At 58.3% G+C, this 19,223-nt stretch carries 16 protein-coding genes and 1 pseudogene; 15 read left to right on the top strand and 2 right to left on the bottom strand.

Annotation, left to right across the window (positions count from 1 at the left end; genetic code table 11):
• Window positions 1-5: 5 nt before the first annotated feature.
• From FXO12_RS29495 to FXO12_RS24985, 5 genes and pseudogenes are all read left to right on the top strand, one after another.
• Window positions 6-989 (top strand): annotated as a pseudogene (locus FXO12_RS29495) (cache and HAMP domain-containing protein); the annotation flags it as partial.
• Between the two features lie 141 nt (window positions 990-1,130).
• Window positions 1,131-1,895 carry a methyl-accepting chemotaxis protein gene (locus FXO12_RS29490; protein WP_370694806.1) on the top strand — a complete coding sequence of 255 codons (765 nt, stop codon included), beginning with the start codon at window positions 1,131-1,133 and terminating at the stop codon, window positions 1,893-1,895.
• A 221-nt stretch (window positions 1,896-2,116) separates the two neighbouring features.
• Window positions 2,117-3,238: a glycosyltransferase family 1 protein gene (locus FXO12_RS24995; protein ID WP_057975102.1), complete on the top strand. Its 1,122-nt coding sequence runs from the start codon at window positions 2,117-2,119 to the stop codon at window positions 3,236-3,238.
• On the top strand, window positions 3,231-3,983 hold the full coding sequence (locus FXO12_RS24990; RefSeq protein ID WP_057975101.1) for a DUF2334 domain-containing protein: 753 nt from the start codon (window positions 3,231-3,233) through the stop codon (window positions 3,981-3,983). Before FXO12_RS24995 ends, FXO12_RS24990 begins: the two co-directional genes overlap by 8 nt.
• Window positions 3,971-5,080 carry a lysylphosphatidylglycerol synthase transmembrane domain-containing protein gene (locus FXO12_RS24985; RefSeq protein WP_054898010.1) on the top strand — a complete coding sequence of 370 codons (1,110 nt, stop codon included), beginning with the start codon at window positions 3,971-3,973 and terminating at the stop codon, window positions 5,078-5,080. The genes FXO12_RS24990 and FXO12_RS24985 overlap by 13 nt, the downstream gene beginning before the upstream one ends.
• 123 nt (window positions 5,081-5,203) lie before the next feature.
• Here the strand turns inward: FXO12_RS24985 and purU are convergent, their stop codons facing one another.
• The gene (gene purU, locus FXO12_RS24980) at window positions 5,204-6,052 is read right to left on the bottom strand and encodes a formyltetrahydrofolate deformylase (RefSeq protein ID WP_019821236.1); all 849 of its coding nucleotides are present in this window, start codon (window positions 6,050-6,052) and stop codon (window positions 5,204-5,206) included.
• A 352-nt stretch (window positions 6,053-6,404) separates the two neighbouring features.
• On the opposite strand from purU, the gene mvaT reads away from it, so the two are divergent.
• A complete protein-coding gene (gene mvaT / locus FXO12_RS24975; RefSeq protein WP_019821235.1) occupies window positions 6,405-6,779 on the top strand; it encodes a histone-like nucleoid-structuring protein MvaT in 375 nt (124 codons plus the stop codon).
• A 90-nt stretch (window positions 6,780-6,869) separates the two neighbouring features.
• Here the strand turns inward: mvaT and sbcB are convergent, their stop codons facing one another.
• Window positions 6,870-8,297 (bottom strand): exodeoxyribonuclease I, encoded by a 1,428-nt coding sequence (gene sbcB, locus FXO12_RS24970; protein WP_054918405.1) that lies wholly within the window; start codon window positions 8,295-8,297, stop codon window positions 6,870-6,872.
• A gap of 167 nt (window positions 8,298-8,464) precedes the next feature.
• Between sbcB and FXO12_RS24965 the strand changes: the two genes are divergently transcribed.
• The 9 genes from FXO12_RS24965 to FXO12_RS24925 all read left to right on the top strand — a co-directional run bounded on the left by FXO12_RS24965 (window position 8,465) and on the right by FXO12_RS24925 (window position 18,522).
• The gene (locus FXO12_RS24965; RefSeq protein WP_057975100.1) at window positions 8,465-9,157 is read left to right on the top strand and encodes an RDD family protein; all 693 of its coding nucleotides are present in this window, start codon (window positions 8,465-8,467) and stop codon (window positions 9,155-9,157) included.
• Window positions 9,154-10,134 carry a stage II sporulation protein M gene (locus FXO12_RS24960; RefSeq protein WP_057975099.1) on the top strand — a complete coding sequence of 327 codons (981 nt, stop codon included), beginning with the start codon at window positions 9,154-9,156 and terminating at the stop codon, window positions 10,132-10,134. The genes FXO12_RS24965 and FXO12_RS24960 overlap by 4 nt, the downstream gene beginning before the upstream one ends.
• Entirely contained in the window at window positions 10,121-11,650 is a 1,530-nt protein-coding gene (locus FXO12_RS24955) for a DUF4129 domain-containing protein (protein WP_057975098.1), read from the top strand. The genes FXO12_RS24960 and FXO12_RS24955 overlap by 14 nt, the downstream gene beginning before the upstream one ends.
• Window positions 11,647-12,804, top strand: a complete 1,158-nt coding sequence (locus FXO12_RS24950) for a DUF4350 domain-containing protein (RefSeq protein WP_057975097.1) — start codon at window positions 11,647-11,649, stop codon at window positions 12,802-12,804. The genes FXO12_RS24955 and FXO12_RS24950 overlap by 4 nt, the downstream gene beginning before the upstream one ends.
• Window positions 12,805-12,958: 154 nt before the next feature.
• Entirely contained in the window at window positions 12,959-14,131 is a 1,173-nt protein-coding gene (locus FXO12_RS24945) for a site-specific integrase (protein ID WP_056791103.1), read from the top strand.
• Window positions 14,106-15,785, top strand: coding sequence for a hypothetical protein (locus tag FXO12_RS24940; RefSeq protein WP_131672134.1), 1,680 nt, complete (start codon window positions 14,106-14,108; stop codon window positions 15,783-15,785). Before FXO12_RS24945 ends, FXO12_RS24940 begins: the two co-directional genes overlap by 26 nt.
• Window positions 15,782-17,680: a hypothetical protein gene (locus FXO12_RS24935; protein ID WP_054899050.1), complete on the top strand. Its 1,899-nt coding sequence runs from the start codon at window positions 15,782-15,784 to the stop codon at window positions 17,678-17,680. The genes FXO12_RS24940 and FXO12_RS24935 overlap by 4 nt, the downstream gene beginning before the upstream one ends.
• The gene (locus FXO12_RS24930) at window positions 17,677-18,096 is read left to right on the top strand and encodes a hypothetical protein (RefSeq protein WP_054899051.1); all 420 of its coding nucleotides are present in this window, start codon (window positions 17,677-17,679) and stop codon (window positions 18,094-18,096) included. The genes FXO12_RS24935 and FXO12_RS24930 overlap by 4 nt, the downstream gene beginning before the upstream one ends.
• 219 nt (window positions 18,097-18,315) lie before the next feature.
• On the top strand, window positions 18,316-18,522 hold the full coding sequence (locus tag FXO12_RS24925) for a hypothetical protein (protein WP_131672133.1): 207 nt from the start codon (window positions 18,316-18,318) through the stop codon (window positions 18,520-18,522).
• Window positions 18,523-19,223 lie beyond the last annotated feature (701 nt).

The raw sequence follows: 19,223 nt of genomic DNA, 5'->3' as shown, positions 1-19,223 counted from the left end.
AAGCCATGAACAAAAATCTGCGCTTCAGCCACAAGATCCTGCTTGCAGCCTCCCTTATCGTCATCGCCGCCTTTGCGTTGTTTACCCTCTACAACGACTATCTGCAGCGCAACGCGATTCGCGACGACCTCAACAACTACCTGCACGAGATGGGCGACGTTACCGCCAGCAACATCCAGACCTGGCTCACCGGACGTATCGCCCTGGTGGAAAACGCCGCACAGAACATCGCCATCAACCCTGAAAAAACCGTCGTCGCCAGCCTGCTGGAGCAGAAAGCGCTGACTTCGTCATTCATGGCGACCTACGTCGGTGACAGCCAGGGCACGTTCACCATCCGCCCTGACACCAAGATGCCCGACGGCTTCGACCCGCGTGTTCGCCCCTGGTACAAGGGCGCCCAGGCCAGTAATGGCTCGACCCTGACCGAACCCTATATCGACGCGGCGACCGGGCAACTGATCATCTCCGTTGCCACGCCCAGTACCAAGGGCGGCCAGAGCATCGGCGTAGTCGGCGGCGACCTGAGCCTGCAGACCCTGGTGGACAACATCGGCGCGCTGGATTTTGGCGGCATGGGCTATGCGTTCCTGGTCAGCGCCGACGGCAAAGTGCTGGTGCACCCCGATAAAGCCTTGGTGATGAAGACCCTGTCGGACGTTTATCCAAAAGACACGCCGAAGATCAGCGGCGACTTCAGCGAAGTGCAAGCCAATGGCAAGACCAATATCGTGACGTTCACACCGATCAAGGGCCTGCCATCGGTGAACTGGTACCTGGGCGTTTCGGTGGACAAGGACAAGTCTTTCGCCATGCTCAGTGAGTTCCGCACCTCGGCGGTGATCGCCACGATCATCGCGGTGGTGATCATCATCGCCCTGCTCGGCATGCTGATCCGCGTCTTGCTGCAACCTTTGCACCTGATGACCCGCGCCATGCAAGACATTGCCGACGGTGAAGGCGACCTGACCCGCCGCCTGACCATCCAGAACAATGATGAATTCGGCACCCTGGGCAATGCTTTCAACCGCTTCGTCGAGCGCATTCATACCTCGATTCGCGAAGTGTCTTCAGCCACCGAGCACGTCAATGAAGTGGCCCTGCGGGTGGTCAGCGCCTCCAACTCGTCGATGGTCAACTCTGACGAACAGGCCAACCGCACCAACAGCGTCGCTGCCGCCATCAATCAACTGGGGGCCGCAGCCCAGGAGATCGCACGCAACGCCGCCCAAGCCTCCAGTCAGGCCAGCGATGCCAGACACTTGGCCGAAGACGGCCAGCAGGTGGTTGAACGCAATATCAAGGCGATGACGCAGTTATCCAGCATGATCAGCACCTCAAGCACCAATATTGAAGCACTTAACAGCAAAACGGTGAATATCGGCCAGATTCTTGAGGTGATCACCAGCATTTCCCAGCAAACCAATCTGCTGGCGCTCAATGCGGCGATCGAAGCGGCGCGCGCGGGGGAAGCCGGTCGTGGATTTGCGGTCGTGGCCGATGAAGTGCGCAACCTCGCTCATCGCACTCAGGAGTCGGCGCAACAGGTGCAGACGATGATCGAAGAGCTACAGGTGGGTGCCCGGGACTCTGTGACTACCATGAGCGAAAGCCAACGCCACAGCCTGGACAGCGTGGAAATCGCCAACCTGGCCGGCGAGCGCCTGAACAGCGTGACCCAGCGCATTGGCGAGATCGACGGCATGAACCAGTCGGTCGCCACCGCAACGGAAGAACAAACCTCGGTGGTGGAGTCGATCAATATGGACATCACCGAGATCAACACCCTCAACCAGGAAGGGGTGGAAAACCTGCAATCGACCCTGCGCGCCTGCTCGGACCTGGAACAACAGGCCTCGCGCTTGAAGCAATTGGTGGGCAGCTTCCGGATCTGAGGTGCCCCCACCTTAATCCACCTGTAGGAGCGAGCTTGCTCGCGAAAAACGTCAACGATAACGCGGGCTGCCTGAAGAAACGCGGAGTCTGTGAGTTTTTCGCGAGCAAGCTCGCTCCTACAGCGTGCGTTTGTCCACTCCCGCCACCGTCATGCTGCGAATCTAAACCGAACATCTATCCTTACCTCAGGTCCATCTAGGGAGAGCAATGGATCGGAGGGATGTTCATCGTGCATATCGCTGACATAACCATGTTCTACGCCCCGGCCAGCGGTGGCGTACGCACTTACCTTGACGCCAAGCACCGGCGTCTGGCGCTCAAGCCGGGCATTCGCCATAGCCTGTTGATTCCTGGCGCACACTTGAGCGAGCAGGACGGCATCTTCAAAGTACCGGCGCCCGCCCTGCCCTTCGGCAAAGGCTATCGCTTCCCCCTTCGTTTGGCGCCTTGGCGAAATGTCCTGCACGATTTACAGCCCGACCTGATCGAAGTTGGCGACCCTTACCTGACCGCCTGGGCCGCGCTGGATGCCCGACGCCAATTGGATGTGCCGGTCATCGGCTTTTACCACTCCGACCTGCCACTGCTGGTGAGCAACCGCATGGGGCCTTGGTTTACCCCCAATGTTGAAGCCTATGTGCGCAAACTCTATGGGAATTTTGACCGAGTGCTCGCCCCCAGCCAGGTAATGGCCGACAAGCTCATCGGGCTTGGCGTCAGAAATGTCTTCGTACAACCCCTGGGCGTAGACCTGCAAACCTTCACCCCTGAGGTACGTGACCCCGGCCTGCGCGCCGAACTGGGGATTGGCGAAGACACTCGGCTACTGATCTTCGCCGGGCGCGGCTCCAAGGAGAAAAACCTGCCGGTGCTGCTCAACTGCATGAAACGCCTGGGGGAAGGCTACCACTTGCTGCTGGTGGGCTCCGGCATGCCGGCCAGCGTGCCAGACAATGTCACCGTGGTTGACGGATTCCGGCCCGCCCAACATGTCGCTCGGTTGATGGCCAGCGCCGACGCCTTACTGCATGGTGGCGACCAGGAGACCTTCGGCCTGGTGATCCTGGAAGCCATGGCCTGCGGTATTCCAGTGGTCGCCGTGGCGGCCGGGGCCTTTACCGAGATTGTCGACGAGCGTTGTGGCCTGCTGTGCGCGCCAAACAACCCCAAGGCCATGGCCGAGGCGGTGCGCGAGCTGTTCAGTACCGACAGCCGACGCCTGGGTGCTCAGGCTCGGCGCCATGTCGAGCAGCATTATGCGTGGGACACGGTAGTCGACAGCCTGCTGGGGCATTACTGCGCCGTGCTGGGCAGCCATGAACCGATGCTCGCCCATGGCTGAGCGCGCGCTGATGCTGGTACTGCACGACGTGGCTCCGCACACCTGGGCCGACTACCGGCCGTTCGTCGAGGCCGTCGATGCACTGGGCCACGTGCCCATCACTTGGCTGGTGGTGCCAGACTTCCATCACCATGACGACTTGGCCGCCCACCGCGATTTTCGGCGCCTGCTCGACAGCCGTGTCGCCAAGGGCGATGAGCTCACCTTGCACGGTTACTACCATTGCGACGACCAACCTCGGCCGCGTACGCCAAAAGAATGGTTTATGCGACGCATCTATACCCACGAAGGCGAGTTTTACCAGCTGTCCGAAGCCGAGGCGTTGCGGCGGTTGACCGCCGGCATTGAGGTATTTGAGCGCAATGGCTGGCCTCTGCATGGCTTTGTTGCGCCCGCCTGGTTGATGAGCGACGGCACCCGGCAGGCATTGCGCCAGTTGCCGCTGAGCTACACCAGCGACCCACAACATCTTTATCGCCTGCCGGACTTCACGCCTATCAACGCCCCCGGCCTGGTGTGGAGCGCCCGCAGTGCCTGGCGCCGGGGATTGTCCAAAATCCTCAGTGATCGCCGTGAACAGCGGTGGCAGGAGGCCCCGCTGATCCGACTGGGTTTGCACCCGGTGGACATGCGCCACAGGTTTTCCCGCGATTATTGGCTAGACACCCTGCAACGCCTGCTCAACACGGGGCGCGTCCCCCAAACCAAGGCCGCCTGGCTGGCGACGCAGCCATGGGCCGACTGATCTGGTTAGTGTTGGCGCTCTTGGTGGCGCTGGTGATCCCATTGTGGCTGGGCGGCGGCGAAAGCATTGCGCGCCTGCGCCAGTTTCCCTTGCCCCAGTTACTGGGGATGTTCGCCATGATCATTGGCTGCTGGCTGATCAACAGTCTGCGTATCCGCCTACTGCTTGGCGAGCATCGCGGCGAGTTAGGCCCGCTTAAAAGCCTTGGCGTGGTGATATCCACCGAGTTCGCCATGTGTGCAACACCCGGCGGCAGCGGCGGGCCGTTGACCCTGATGGCCCTGCTGGCACGCAATGGCATCCGCCCCGCCCAAGGCAGCGCGGTGTTTGCCATGGACCAGTTGAGCGACCTCGTGTTTTTTCTCTGCGCACTGGTGGGGATCTTGCTATATGCGCTGTTCCATAGCCTCAGCCCGCGCCTGGAGTGGTTGCTGGGGCTCAGCGCCGTGTCGATGGTGGGTGGGGTAATCAGTGGCTGGGCCGTGGTGCATTTTCACCGACGGCTGATTCGCCTGGCGGGTTTGGTACTCAAGGCCATGAAGGTCAGTGCTATCACCCGCCGACGCTGGGCACGCCGGTTGCTGCGTTTTCTTGCGGCGTTCAGCGCCACCCTGAAACTACCCCGCAGCACCTTGCTTGGGGTCTTTGCGCTGACCAGCCTGCATTGGCTGCTGCGTTACAGCGTGCTGTACCTGGCGCTGCGCGGGTTGGGGGGCGAGGTGCAGTGGGCCTGGAGCTTTCTGATCCAGATGTTATCCCTGACTGCCGGGCAGTTCAGCCTGGCGCCAGGCGGGGCCGGCGCTGCGGAGTTGACGTCAGCGGCACTGCTGGCGCCCATGGTGGGCACATCCACAGCGGCTGCGGCGATTCTGATCTGGCGCGCGGTGACCTACTACTTCTATTTGCTGGCCGGTGCGCCAGTGTTTCTATTGATGGTCGGCAAACCGCTGCTCAAGCGTCTTTTTCAGGGGCGGCAGGCTGCTCATCCTGCGCCTGTGTCTGTTCCCATAAACGCGCCGCGCCTGGAAAATCAGTACCATCCTCGGCATCCAGCGCGTCCGGGTCGTAACGACTCAAACAGCCCTCGCCCAAGGTAGCAGGTGCCCTTGAGGTGGCTTTATCCAGCGGGTTGCTCATGGGAATCTCCTGAAACAGAAATAAAAAAGGGCCTGGAGAGTTTTACCTCCAGGCCCCGGTGTCTTTCAATCAAAACCGCTGGGTCAGAAGACCACGGTCTTGTTGCCGTGCACCAACACGCGATCTTCCAGGTGGTAGCGCAAGCCACGGGCCAACACCATCTTCTCGACATCACGGCCGAAACGCACCATGTCTTCAATACTGTCGCTGTGGCTGACGCGCACCACGTCCTGCTCGATGATCGGGCCGGCGTCCAGCTCTTCGGTCACGTAGTGGCAGGTTGCACCAATCAGCTTCACGCCACGCAGGGAAGCCTGGTGATAAGGCTTGGCACCAACAAAGGACGGCAAGAAGCTGTGGTGGATGTTGATCACCTTGCCAGCGTATTCGCGGCACAGCTCCGGTGGCAGGATCTGCATGTAGCGCGCCAGCACCACTACATCCGCGTCATGCTGCTTGACCAGGCGCGACACTTCGGCGAATGCCGGCTCCTTGTCCTGTGGGTTGACCGGCACATGGTAATAAGGGATGCCATGCCATTCGACCATGCTGCGCAGGTCGTCATGGTTGGAGATCACGCAGGCAATCTCGCAATCGAGTTCGTCGCTGTGCCAGCGGTGCAGCAGGTCTGCCAGGCAGTGGGATTCGCGGCTGGCCATCAGCACCACGCGTTTCTTCTGCTCTGTATCGGTGATGTGCCAGGTCATCGAAAACTCTTCGGCAATCGGCGCAAACGCCTCGCGGAAGGCTTCCAGGCCAAAGGGCAACGTATCGGCACGGATTTCGTGACGCATGAAAAACCAACCACTGAGATCGTCCGAGTGATGGCTCGCCTCGGTGATCCAGCCATTATGGGAAGCCAGAAAGTTACTGACCTTGGCAACGATGCCAACCCGGTCCGGGCAAGCAATCACCAGCCGAAAAGTGCGCATTAGGGGGAAACTCCAGAACTTCACAAAGGCCGCTATTCTAGCGATTACGCAGAAAAACTGCAGTATTCCCTTGCACCTTATCTTGAGGCATGGCCGTGGTAACACCCCTTAATCGTGTAAGGTTTTACCAGCGCTATATGACGATACAACGGCATGCTCAGGCCAGTAGCAAAAAATTAAGGTGATTATCTTTTGCGCATAACGCTCACTAATTAACTCATCGGCCAGGTTTTCTCCCACACATTCAATGTCATTCGCCTGAATACCGTCTTAAATGTTTACTTGATGAAATTGCCTGACTATTATTAGGCCACTCACCCTGTCAATCAGCGTTCTACATAAGGTAGTCCACATGTCACTGATCAACGAATACCGCGCCACCGAAGAAGCTATCAAAGAGCTGCAAGCCCGTTTGAAGAACCTGTCCGAAGACGACAAGCTGAAAACCGAGCTGGAATTCGAAGGCAAATTGCGCACCCTGATGGGTGAATACTCCAAATCCCTGCGTGACATCATCGCGCTGCTGGATCCAGAGTCGAAAGTTAAAGCACCGCGTGGCGCTGTGAAAACTACCGGCACCAAGCGTGCTCGCAAGGTCAAGCAGTACAAAAACCCGCACAACGGCGAAGTAATTGAAACCAAAGGTGGCAACCACAAAACTCTGAAAGAGTGGAAAGCCAAGTGGGGCGGTGACGTAGTTGAAGGTTGGGCAACCCTGCTGGGCTAAGCCCGGTCGGACGTTCACCCGATACGTCACACATGAAAAACGCCAGCTTGCTGGCGTTTTTTATTGTCTGAATATTCTGTAGTTATGCGCCTACAGATTCAGGCGCGCCGCTAAGGAATCCACATAGTCCTGCCATTGCGCCAGTACCTGGCACTGAAACGATGTAGCACTAACCGCCAACTCCTCACGCGCCTGCTTAAATGCCAAGAGGGTATTCGGCGCCCCCCACTGTGCATCCGACAAACGTTGCTGACAGAAAAGTTTCCAGCGTTGTTGCTCCTCATTGTTCAAGGTTTCAGGAAAGTTACGCGCCCGGTAGCGAAATAATAATTCCGGCAAACGATGATCATCGAACGGCCACTGCTGACGGGCTAATTGCGCGGGCTCTGCCATGCGAACTTGCTCACATAAACGGCGGTCACGGTCACCAATAAAACCCTCGTAGAGCTGCTGCTCCGGGTCCGAGTTTGACGCAAAGTCTTCCTCGGCATAAATGGCCGCTAACTTGTCCCGCCAAACTTCCTGTGCGTCAGTTAGCCGCAGCGCCCGCGCGAGGCAAGCTTCCTTATCCAATTGAAGGCGCTCGAGGTCTTGAGGGCGCAGCACCTTCAACGGCGCAACCACCGGGCAGCGGTTGATATGCAGCAACTTGAGCGGAACCGGTAGTTCACCTTCGGCTAGCTCATCGCGGCGCGTGTAAAGACGCTGACGCAGCGTCGTCGCATCCAGGTCCAACAGCCCTTGTGGATCGAGCCCCAGGTCACAGACGATCAAGGCATTGCGATTGCGCGGGTGCCAGGCCAGGGGCAAGACCACGCCCAGATAATGGCGCTCGGCGGAAAAACGCCCCGAGATATGCACCATCGGTTGCAGCAACCGCACCTGATCCATGACCCGCTGCTTGCTGCGCAATTGAAACAACCATTCATACAACTTCGGTTGTTTCTCCCGGACCAACCGCGCCAGGGCGATGGTTGCACGCACATCCGACAACGCATCATGGGCCTGGCCATGGTCGATGCCGTTGGCCTCGGTCAAGCGTTCGAGCTTGAGGGTCACACGCCCGTCCTGCTCGGGCCAGTTGATCCCCTCCGGCCGCAGGGCGTAGGCAGTGCGCATCACATCGATCAAGTCCCACCGGCTGTTGCCGCCCTGCCACTCGCGCGCATACGGGTCGAAAAAATTGCGGTACAGACTGTAGCGCGTCATTTCATCGTCGAATCGCAGGGTGTTGTAGCCGGCGCCGCAGGTACCTGGCGCGGCCAGTTCGGCGTGCACCCGAGTCATGAAATCGGCTTCGGCAAGGCCCTTCTCGGCGAGGACACCCGGCGTGATGCCCGTGATCGCGCACGCTGCCGGGTGAGGCAGGATATCGTCGCTGGGCTGGCAATAAAGATTGATCGGCGCACCGATCTCATTGAGCTCAAGGTCGGTGCGGATCCCGGCTACCTGGAGCGGGCGATCATTGCGCGGGTTGATGCCAGTGGTTTCATAGTCGTACCAGAAAATCGAGGTCACGGGCTATTCCTGTGCTGAAGATCGACAAAGTCTAGGCGCTGCAAGGCGTTGGGAGCCAGCGATACCTGACTGTATAAATATCCAGAAAACCCTCGAATGGTTGCTTCCACCGTTGACACTGCTAGCATCCGTGTCTCTCAAGTCGCCTCGCACTGCCAAGGATCGCAATGCCATCAACGCCTTTGGATACCCACTATCAGATAGAAACGCCGGAGGGCATCGACCTGCCCCTGCGTCCTGCTGGCCTGCCCTCTCGGGCATTGGCCTTTGCATTCGACCTGGGCGCGCGAGGGATCATCATGGGGATCCTGCTAGTGCCGCTGGCGCTGCTCGGCAATGTGGGGATCGGGCTGGGTTCGCTGCTGCTGTTCGTGGTGAGCTGGTGGTACATGGTGTTGTTCGAAGTGCTCAACCACGGCTGCTCGCCGGGCAAGCAGGTCATGGGCCTGCGCGTGGTACAGGATGACGGCACGCCCATTGGCTGGTCGGCATCATTGATCCGCAACCTGCTGCGTTTTGTCGACATGCTGCCCTTCGGTTATTTCCTCGGCGCGATCAGTTGCCTGCAGCATCCGCACTTCAAGCGGCTCGGCGACCTGGCGGCAGGCACGCTGGTGGTCTACCGCGATCTGCCGCTGGTACGCCCGAGCATCCCTCAAGCACCCGCCCTGCGCCTGTCATTCGCACTGGAGCTGAGCGAACAGCGGGCCATCCTCGGTTTCGCCGAACGCCAGGCGGAACTCTCGGCCGAACGGGTGCATGAACTGGCCGCCATCCTCGCAGGGCCCCTGCAAGTGCCTGCACCGCGTGCCGTGGAGCAACTCAACGGTGTAGCCCGTGGTTTGTTGGGGCCGACATGAAGCAAAGCCTTTTTGAAAGCCGCCACCAGCATCAATGGCAAACCTTCGCCGAGCAGTTGAAGCAACTGGAGCAAGGTAAAGCCAAGGCCGCCGATGTCGCCGACTTCCCGCATCAATATCGACGCCTGTGCCAACATCTGGCCCTGGCTCAGCAGCGCGGCTACAGCAGTTACCTGGTCGATCCGTTGCAACAGCTGGCATTGCGCGGCCATCAACAACTGTATCGCCATCGCAGCCAACTGACGGCAAACATACTGGCGTTTCTTCTCGCCGACTTCCCGCGCCTGGTACGCGAACAATGGCGCTTCGTGCTGATCGCCGGCCTGCTGTTCTTTGGCAGCCTGGTGGGGATAGCCCTGCTGGTGTACCTGTTCCCCGACCTGGTCTACAGCATCATCAGCTCCCAGCAGGTGGCCGAGATGCAGGGCATGTACAACCCCGATGCCAGCCGCCTGGGCCGCGCTGCCGAGCGTGCCGCCAGCGAAGACTGGATGATGTTTGGCTATTACGTGATGCACAACATCGGCATCGCCTTCCAGACCTTCGCCGCCGGCCTGTTGTTTGGCCTGGGCAGTGTGTTCTTCCTGATTTTCAACGGTTTGGTCATAGGTGCGGTCTCCGGGCACCTTACCGACATTGGCTATGGCCAGACCTTCTGGTCGTTTGTCATTGGTCACGGCGCATTCGAGTTGAGCGCCATCACACTGGCCGGTGCCGCAGGCTTGCAACTGGGCTGGTCACTGGTCGCCCCCGGGCGCTTGGCGCGCAGCGAAGCCCTGCGCCTGGCCGCGCGCAAAAGCGTAAGGATGCTCTGTGGTGTCATGGTGTTCCTGTTGATCGCCGCCTTTATCGAAGCCTACTGGTCCTCAACCACTCGCATTGAGCCCTGGATCAAGTACGCGGTAGGCGCCGCCCTCTGGCTGCTGGTGGCCGCTTACCTGACCCTGGCCGGGCGGAGTCGCCATGCGCCTGACTGACGCCAGCGTAGTCATTTGCCCGCGCACTTCCTGGGAAGCCATGGACTTGGGTGTGCTGATGGCCCGGGAACGCCGTTTCTTGCTGATGAGCAGTTGGGCGCTGGTGAGCCTTCCGATATTCAGCCTGTTGACGGTGCTGCTTTGGAGTTACCCGTCTCTGGTCATGTTCCTGTTCTGGTGGCTCAAGCCGGCCTTCGACCGCTTGCCGCTGTACATTCTTTCCCAGGCCCTGTTTGCTGAGCCCCCCAGCCTCAAACAGGCCGTTCGCCATTGGCCGCAGTTGCTCAAAGGGCAACTGTTCGCCAGCCTGACCTGGCGGCGGCTGAGCATGAGTCGCAGCTTCACCCTGCCCGTCAGCCAACTGGAAGGCCTGGACGGTGACGCACGTCAACGACGCCTTGGGGTGTTGCTGCAACGTAACGCTGGCGCCGCACGCTGGCTGACGACGATCGGCGTTCACCTGGAAATCGGCCTGTGGTTTGGCGGCATGGCCCTGTTCTATCTCTTCATCCCGCAACAGGTTGAACTGGACTGGGACTGGCAACGACTGGTATTGGCATCAGGCTCGGACGTGCTTTGGCTTGAGCACCTGAGCAATGCCTTCTATGCCCTGGTCCTGGTGTTCTGGGAACCCATCTACGTCGCCTGTGGCTTCAGCCTGTACCTCAACCGCCGCACGGTGCTGGAGGCCTGGGACCTGGAACTGGTATTCCGTCGCCTGCGCCAGCGCCTGAACAACGTTGCACCGCTGCTGTTGCTGGTCGTTGGCCTGGCACTGCTACAAATCAGCCCACCGACCATGGCAGATGAAACCACAGCCCATAAGCCACTCAGTACCCAGGCCGCCAGCCAATCCATCCAGGCATTGCTGGAAAAGCCACCTTTCAAGAACCCGGAAACCGTCACACGCTATCGGTTTGGCGAAGAAAAAGCGCCGGTTGAAAACAAGGCCAAGGGCGACGGCAAATTACCCGGCTGGCTCCAGGCACTGCTCGACAACCTTAACAGCGACACCTTCAAATACGTCGCCAAAACCTTGGAAATACTGCTCTGGAGCCTTGTGATTGGCGGCCTGGCCCTGGTGTTCTGGCGTTACCGTGAATGGTTGCTCACGTTCGTCAGCCGCCTCGGACCCACTCGCACTACCGCCCCCTCGCCCGTTCCCGCTCAGTTGTTCGGCTTGGAGCTGGGCGCCGAGACATTGCCCGAAGACATCGCCAGTACCGCCGAACAACTATGGCCCACCCAGCCCCGGGAAGCCCTTGGCCTGCTGTATCGCGGGTTGCTCAGCCGGCTGTTGCACGAGTTCGACCTGCCACTGACAAGCGCCGATACCGAGGGGCAGGTGCTGGAGCACGTTCATCGTTTGCAACAACCGCAATTACTGGCGTTCAGCGACGAACTGACGCGCCACTGGCAAAACCTGGCCTATGGTCACAGTCTGCCGCCCTCTTCAGCCCAACAAAAACTGTGCAGCGACTGGCGTGCTCTTTTCGGTGAAGGAGCGAGCCAATGAATCGCGCGCTATTGTGGACAGCGCTGTTGTTGGCGTGCCTGCTGGGTGCGGGCGGCTTATATGCCTGGCACAAAGCAATTCCCTACGACGAAGTGGTTGACCGGGGCCCGTCGCCAGAGGCACGCGCCAACCCTTACCTGGCCGCCGAGCACTTTCTACGCCAGCAAGGCGTGGTTGTGGCGCACGCCAATGGCCTTGAACGACTCGCCGACCTGCCTGCCAAAGGCCATAGCCTGTTGCTGCTGGGGGAGCGCAGCAACATGACCCCGCGCCAGGTCGAACAACTACTGGGCTGGGCAAAAGCCGGTGGCCACCTGCTACTGGTCGCCGAGGCATTATGGGATGAGGAATCCGGCACAAGCGGTGACCTGCTGCTTGATCGCCTCACTATCCGTCAAACCTTGAGCGACACCTTCGACGAACCCGCGCCACCGCGTAAAAAAACCAAGCCGGACCTGACCAAGCTCTATGTCGACAACGAAACCGCCCCGGCGTACTTCAGTTTTGACACCGACTTCAACCTCACCGACCCCAAGCACCTGGCGCAGTTTTCCGCCAACAGCGCCAAGTCCAGCCACCTGATGCAACTTGACCTTGGGCAAGGCCACGTAACGGTGATCACCGACAGCGACCTGTGGAAAACCGCCAATATCGGCAACCATGATAACGCCTGGTTGCTGTGGTACCTGAACCAGGGCACTGAGGTCACCTTGCTGTTCAACAGCGACACGGACGATCTGTTTACTCTGCTGTTCCGTTATTTCCCCCAGGCCCTCGTCGCCCTGGTTGCACTGCTTGTTCTGGGGCTGTGGCAGGCAGGCATCCGCCAGGGCCCGATCCAGGCACCGGCGCCCAAGGCACGTCGCCAACTGCGGGAACACTTGCAGGCCAGCGCGGACTTCCTATTGCGCCGCAGCGGCCAGGGCACGTTGTTGCAAGCCTTGCGACACGACATTCTGCGCGCAGCCCGGCGACGTCATCCCGGGTTCGAACACCTCGATGCGCCAAGGCAACGGCAGGTGCTGGAACACCTTACGCGACAACCCCCTCACATCATCAGCCAGGCGCTTGAGCCCGTTGCGCTGAAGCGGCTCTCCAACGCCGACTTCAGCCGACAGGTGGCGCACCTGCAAACCCTCAGGAATGCCTTATGATCCGGCACCTTGCAACCGTTAAATATTCCGTCTAAAAGAAACAGACCCTCACGATTTCATAGTTCCACGATGTGCTTGAGGGTCGATCTAATAGCCCTAGCTCTGCCAGAGCAGACAAAGGGATTGGCTGCCTAGTCAGTACAGGGGATGGCAGATGGAGCTTGTGTGGGCTACTGACGATTTGGTGATCGCTGGGCAACCCTATCCTGGATTCCCCATTCTGCTATGGGACTCAATGGAAAGTTGTGTCCCGGCCAATCAGTTCTTTCGTCACTACCTGTTTCGCGGGGTCATTGGCTCTAAGCGATCCTGGCCCAGCACCGGACGCGCGCTCTACGACTTTTTCAGCTTCATCCAGGCTCATGAGCTGGACTGGTGCGACGTTGATCGTGGCGAGGCAAAGAGCCTTGTGGCGGCCTATCGGGACTACAGCCTGATTGCGTGCGAACTGGCATCGAACACCACTCGCCAGCGTCTGCATTACATCTGCAAGTTCTACGAGTTCGCGCAAAAGGAAGGGTGGGTGAAGCGCCTGCCCTTCGCCTATGAGGAACGCAGCGTGAGGCACGGGAGACGTTTTCTTGCACATATTGATGCAAGTGGCGGCAAGGCTATGGCAAACGATGTGATGCCGCGTAGGCATAAGACTCTGCCCAAGTTCCTGAACATGGCCGACGTCAAGGCGCTACTGACCGCTGCGGAGAATCCGCATCACCGCATGATGATGCGCCTGGCGCTGCATACGGGTCTGCGCCGCGAGGAACTCGCCGCCTTTCCGCTGTCCTATGTCTTCGATCCAGACAAGGCGTTACGAACCGAGCGCAACCTTCGCATCTACCTCGATCCATTCGACGGCAGCGGCATGGTGACCAAGGGCAGCAAACCGCGAGGTATCTACGTTAGTCGCGAGTTTATGGCTGAACTCTACCGCTATGTGACGAAGTTCCGCAGCGAGCGTGCGTCGCTGAGCAAGACCCCGCAAAGGGCGCTGCTCCTCAACCAGTTCGGACGACCGTACGGTGGGGACGGCAAGAGCATCAATCGGATCATCAGCAAGGTAGGCAAGCGGGCGGGGATCAAGGTCCATACGCATATGCTCCGACATACCTATGCCACACATACCCTGATCAGTCTTCAACGCAATCCAGCGAGCGGACTGGAACCACTAGTATTCATCCAACGGCAACTTGGCCACAGTTCGATTCAAACAACCATGGTGTACCTGCATCTGGTCAACGAAATAGCCGACGAGGCTGTGCTGGCCTATGACGATGAGTTGAACGCGCTAGTGGGGGGACTTGATGGGCAAGCGCAAGGTATTTACTAAAACCGATCTCAGCGTCCCGCAAGTCGAGCACTGTCACAACGCGGCAGGCAATGTGGTCATTCTCCCCGAGGTCATCCCGCCGACTAACACTACGATCGAGTTCGGGCGGAACTCTATTAACGCCCGTCGCTTTAAGTTTGGCCGCTGGTACGGTGTCGGCATCGACCACGTTACCTACGCCTGTCAGCGCCAAATCGAGCGGTTCCTCGCCGGCCAGGACCAAGCCGCCTCAGTCACCACAATTATTAGCTATTGCAACACTGGCCTGTGCAACTTCCTTGACTACTGTGTGCTACGTGGGATGGCTTTTAGTCGTAACTTAGCTTTGTCTGATTTACATCGGGATCTGATCGACGGCTACCTTGCACATCTGGCGGGGCGGGGCTGGGTTACTAATACTCAGAAGAGCGTCTATTCGAAGACCAAGCCTGTGCTGCTCGCCTTGGGTCGGCGTGGGCTGATCACTCTTATCGACTCCGGCAATGCAGCCACCTTTCCGCGCAACCCTTTCCCAAACAGCAACCTCAAGGGCAAGGGCGAGACAGCGCTATCTAAACGCGAGCGACAAGCATTCAAAATAGCACTCAGGCAGGCTCTTAAGCCGATCTGGGATGACGACGCACCAGTGACCAAGGAGCTACTGGTCTTCGCTCTGTTGGTCATTGCGCTGCACACCGGACGCAATACAACTCCACTGCTGGAAATGGGCCGGGACTGCCTGCGGCCGCACCCCAAAGACAACGCCGTATTTCTGGTGCTATGGAAGCGGCGTGGTTACAACACCAGCAAAGTGGCGCTACGCTCAGACTCGAACGCCAATCGCCTCCTGGAATCAACACCGAGTGTGAGAACCAACGTGGAGCGACTAATCCGCCGCGTGATGTCGCTGACCGAGTCTCTGGATGCAGATGCCCCGGACGACCTGAAGGGCAGAGTATGGCTATATCGATATGGTAGCGATAAGGGTGCCAGTCGAGTCTCGGCTTTGAATCAAAATGTGCTAGCTAAGGCGACAAGTAGCCTCGTAACCAAATATAGCTTGACCGACAGCGACGGGAAGGCACTACGCATCAACGTCTCGCGCCTTCGCAAGACCTTCGCTAATCGTATCTTCGAGTTGACCGATGGCGATTTAACGACTTCCGCCGCGGCGCTCGGCAACACTCCCCAGGTGGCCGACCAGAACTACTTGGCGCCCGGCGAAGATGCCCGTCGCAACTGGCAGTTCATGGGTGAGGTACTGGTGCAGGAGTTGCTGACTAACACCATCGGTACGACCTACAAGGACACCCCCATGGGCCACTGCTCCGACTTGGTATACGGACAGTACGCCCCGGCGCGCGAAGGCGCGACTTGCATGAATTTCATGAACTGTCTGCGCTGCAAGCACTACGCGGTGACGGCAGAAGATCTGTACAAACTGTTCAGTTTCTATTTCCGCGTACTGACCGAGCGCTCGCGCATGGACAAGCGGCGCTGGGCACGGGAATACGCCCACATTCCACGGCTGATTGAGCATTACATCGTTGCCGAGGGGCTGCGCCGCGGCACCTTTAAGGCCACAGCAGTGGAAGCCGCCCGTGAGCGCGCCCGAACCCAGCCACACCAGTTCTGGTCGATTGATTTGATTGACAGCCTGGAGACATTTTCATGAACGGCAACCTCCTGACGGTACCACCCCAAGTACCTCTTCCCACCCAGCCGAACGATGTGTATGAGCTCGCCGAATCCGAGCGCGACGCTCTGATCATCAGCGCGACCAAGGTCGGTGAACACTGGGTCATCCTCAGTTGCTACGGCGATGACACCTGGCAACTCGACGGCTTCCCCAACAACATCTCTACCAGTAAAACACGACTGGACTTCAGCATCGTGCCACCGGTATTTCGGGCGGTAATGAAGGCGGCGCTGTATCGTTATCTCCGGAGTGGGCGCACAGATTCGGGTCGGCCTAAAGGCAGCATAGTGCGACAACTTTTCTTTAATGCAATGATATTCCTTCGGCATTTGAAGGTGCTCAAGCTCGACCATCTGGGCGCGGTGACACCTCTGGTATGTGCGAGCTATGTGACCGCCTGCAAAGCGTACCGGCAACCCCACCGGTCTAAGGGAAAACCGCTGTCGCAAGAGGGACTACGTAGACGTTTAGCGGCCGTCGAAGCGCTCTATGAACTGAGCCAGTACACCAATGATCCAATGCCAAAGCATCCCTGGCCAGAGACGTCCTCTTTAGCAATGGCAGGGCTTACCGGTAGCGGCTCCCGTCAGAAGAAAGACAGCAAGACGCCGCTGATCCCCGATGATGTGTTCTGCATCCTGTTCGAACGGGCCTACCTGCAGGTTGAACGCGGCCATCAACTGTTAGACCTTCGCGATAAGTTGGAAGTCATCGCGAAGGAGCGAAAGGGGCAATGTCGCGAAGCAGTCATAGCGGCCAAGAATCGCCTTCTGAGCGATAGTGGTCGGAAGGGAGGTCTGAGAGCATTCAACCGGGCGCTGAGCGACCTGCGTACGGCCTGCTACATCATCCTGGCCAGCACCTCCGGCTGTCGCCACCATGAGTTGGCAAACTTGCGGTTGGGTGCGCACCACCGTACCCAAGACGATGAGGGCACCATCTATCATTGGATGCGCTCGCGGTCGGACAAGACTGACGTAGGAATTCATGACTGGATGATCCCTGAGGCAGCCGTGCTTAGCCTGCGGGTGATGGAACGCTGGTGCGCGCCCTATCAGGCCATGATTGCTGCAGAGATCGTGCGCCGCCGCCGCGCCAACCCACATGATCCGCGAATTGTAGAGGCGCAAAAGCACCGGCATGCGTTATTTCTCGGCGTATATCCAAAAGAGGGTAACCAAGTACGCACGCTTACCACGTGGGGTTTGGGTTTCAACTTAAACATATTCGTCAAGGATTGCGGGTTGAACTGGAGTCTCACCAGCCACCAGTTCCGCCGCAAGTTTGCCAACTACGCTGCGCATAGCCGCTTCGGTGACCTACGTTATCTCAAGGAGCATTACGCGCACTGGTCACTGGACATGACCTTGGGCTACGCGCTAGACGACAGTTGGGGACAGCACTTGGACCTAGACCTTTACGCCGATATTCAGACGGAATTGCAAGATGTAAAACTCGGCATCGTTGATTACTGGTTGGGAGACGAACCCATGGCTGGCGGCTATGGTCGTGCGCTCAAGCAGTGGCAGCGAGAACCCCAGAACCTGCTGATATTCAAGGATCACGCTTCTATGCTGAACTCTATTGCTGAAAGCACTGCGATTCGCAGCAACGGTCATGCCTGGTGCACGGCGGACAACGACGGTTGCGTCGGCAATACTTTAGAACGTACCCGCTGCAGCAACTGCAACAATGCCGTGATTGGACGTCGCCACGCGGCCATATACCAGCGACTCTACGATGATCTGAAAGGGCTGCTGCATTGCCCGGACATTGGCGAGAGCGGACGACAGCGCGTTGAACGCGACCTGAATCGGTGCCGAGACGTACTGGACAAGTTAGGCATGGACCCGGAGAGCCTGATAGCATGAAGCCGATCGACAAGGCAACTAACTACAAGCCGGCTGACGATCGTGAAAAGGATCTGCGGCTCGCGCTTTACCGCATCCAGAAGGGACGTACCCGCTCTGGGGAAACCAAGGTTACGATCACCGCAGTCGCCCGCGAAGCAGGCGTATCAACGGCGCTAATTCACAACTACTACCCAGGAATTGCCGAGGCTATCCGCGAGGCTCAAGGGCGCTCCAGTCGCGCCATGCGTGATGTGAAACACCAAGACTTGCTTGCTGAACGCATAAAGTCAGCAGCACATCGTCAGGAGATAGAGGAACTGCGGGCCAAGATCGCCCAACTCGCATCCGTCAATGAGGTGCTATTGGACGAGAACCGTGTGCTCAAGAGTAAGATGAACGATCATAAGGTGATCGATCTGGCTTATAAGGAGTAAACGTCCGACCAACTCACCTTGAGTAAGTCAGGCCGGTACCCACTAGTTTGGTAACTGCTAGCTGCGTGAGCAGAAGTCTCAGAATGGCAAAAGCCCGGTAATCAACCGGGCTCTGCAAATCCCTCAAGGGGTTAAAAATCAAGTGCCTCAAGGGCTACCTTTAGAACTCTATGGCCGGTTGACTCAAATGTCAACATTCGTCATATAAGACCGACTCGCTTGTCTCGCGACATTGGACCACTGCTGCTCTGCATCTTCAAAGGCATCGAAGGGATGATCGGCGCCGAGTTGCTGCCTGGAGAATCCTTGCTCTTTGAAAAATGGCCTAAAGAGGCCCTTGAAAAGCTGTTGTCAATGGTGTCTGAGCGCTACGCCAGTTCCTTTGATCTTTCGACCTTCCGCGCCGACGGATCATGCCCGATTTAGATGAGACAGAGGGTTTCAGGGCACTGATTTACTGTGAGGTTGCAGGACCGGCAAGTTTCGACGAAAGCCGATTAACGCCCTACGGGAGCTACCAACCACTCGGCCCCTATGCGGACATGTCCTCCATCTTACGTGTACCACTACCCATTCGCCTTGACCGAACCATTTCCCGTGTGCGGGTAATGCCGGACGAAGGCGATTTGATTCTCATGGTCGGCCAATTTCGTTGCGGGTAAGCCTTAAAGCTTGACGATGGCTCTTTTTGCGCCGAAGAATTTGCGCCGGAACATCGGCGTCGGGTGGGTCGCTAACGGCGTGGTTCACGTCAAAATTTCAAACCCTACTACTGCAAACATCACAATTCCCGCAACGGAGACTTCAGCGTTTTTGAAGCGCACGGGAGTATAGAAATATAGGGCCCGTCTTTTAGGCGGACCTCATATATCTAAGACGGTCAGTCTAACCGAAAGCACCTTCTTTGATCCTGCGTCATAGTCACACTCAAAGCTGGCCTTCTTATATACTCCCGCTCCATGCTGATACGCGACCTTGCCGTGAGAATCTTGAAAAACACCAACGTCCTCCAAGGTTTCAAAGTTTTCGCCCTTTATGGTTATCGTCGATTTGTTGTAATCCAGCCAGGCGATATCCTTTATTGCTATGCCCCCACTGCCACCAGTCCATTTGAAAGCGTTTTTAGC

Origin of the sequence: Pseudomonas sp. J380 (genome assembly GCF_009827115.1) — a bacterium.
Taxonomy (GTDB): Bacteria; Pseudomonadota; Gammaproteobacteria; order Pseudomonadales; family Pseudomonadaceae; genus Aquipseudomonas; species Aquipseudomonas paracarnis.
This window is presented reverse-complemented; position numbering and strand designations above follow the sequence as displayed.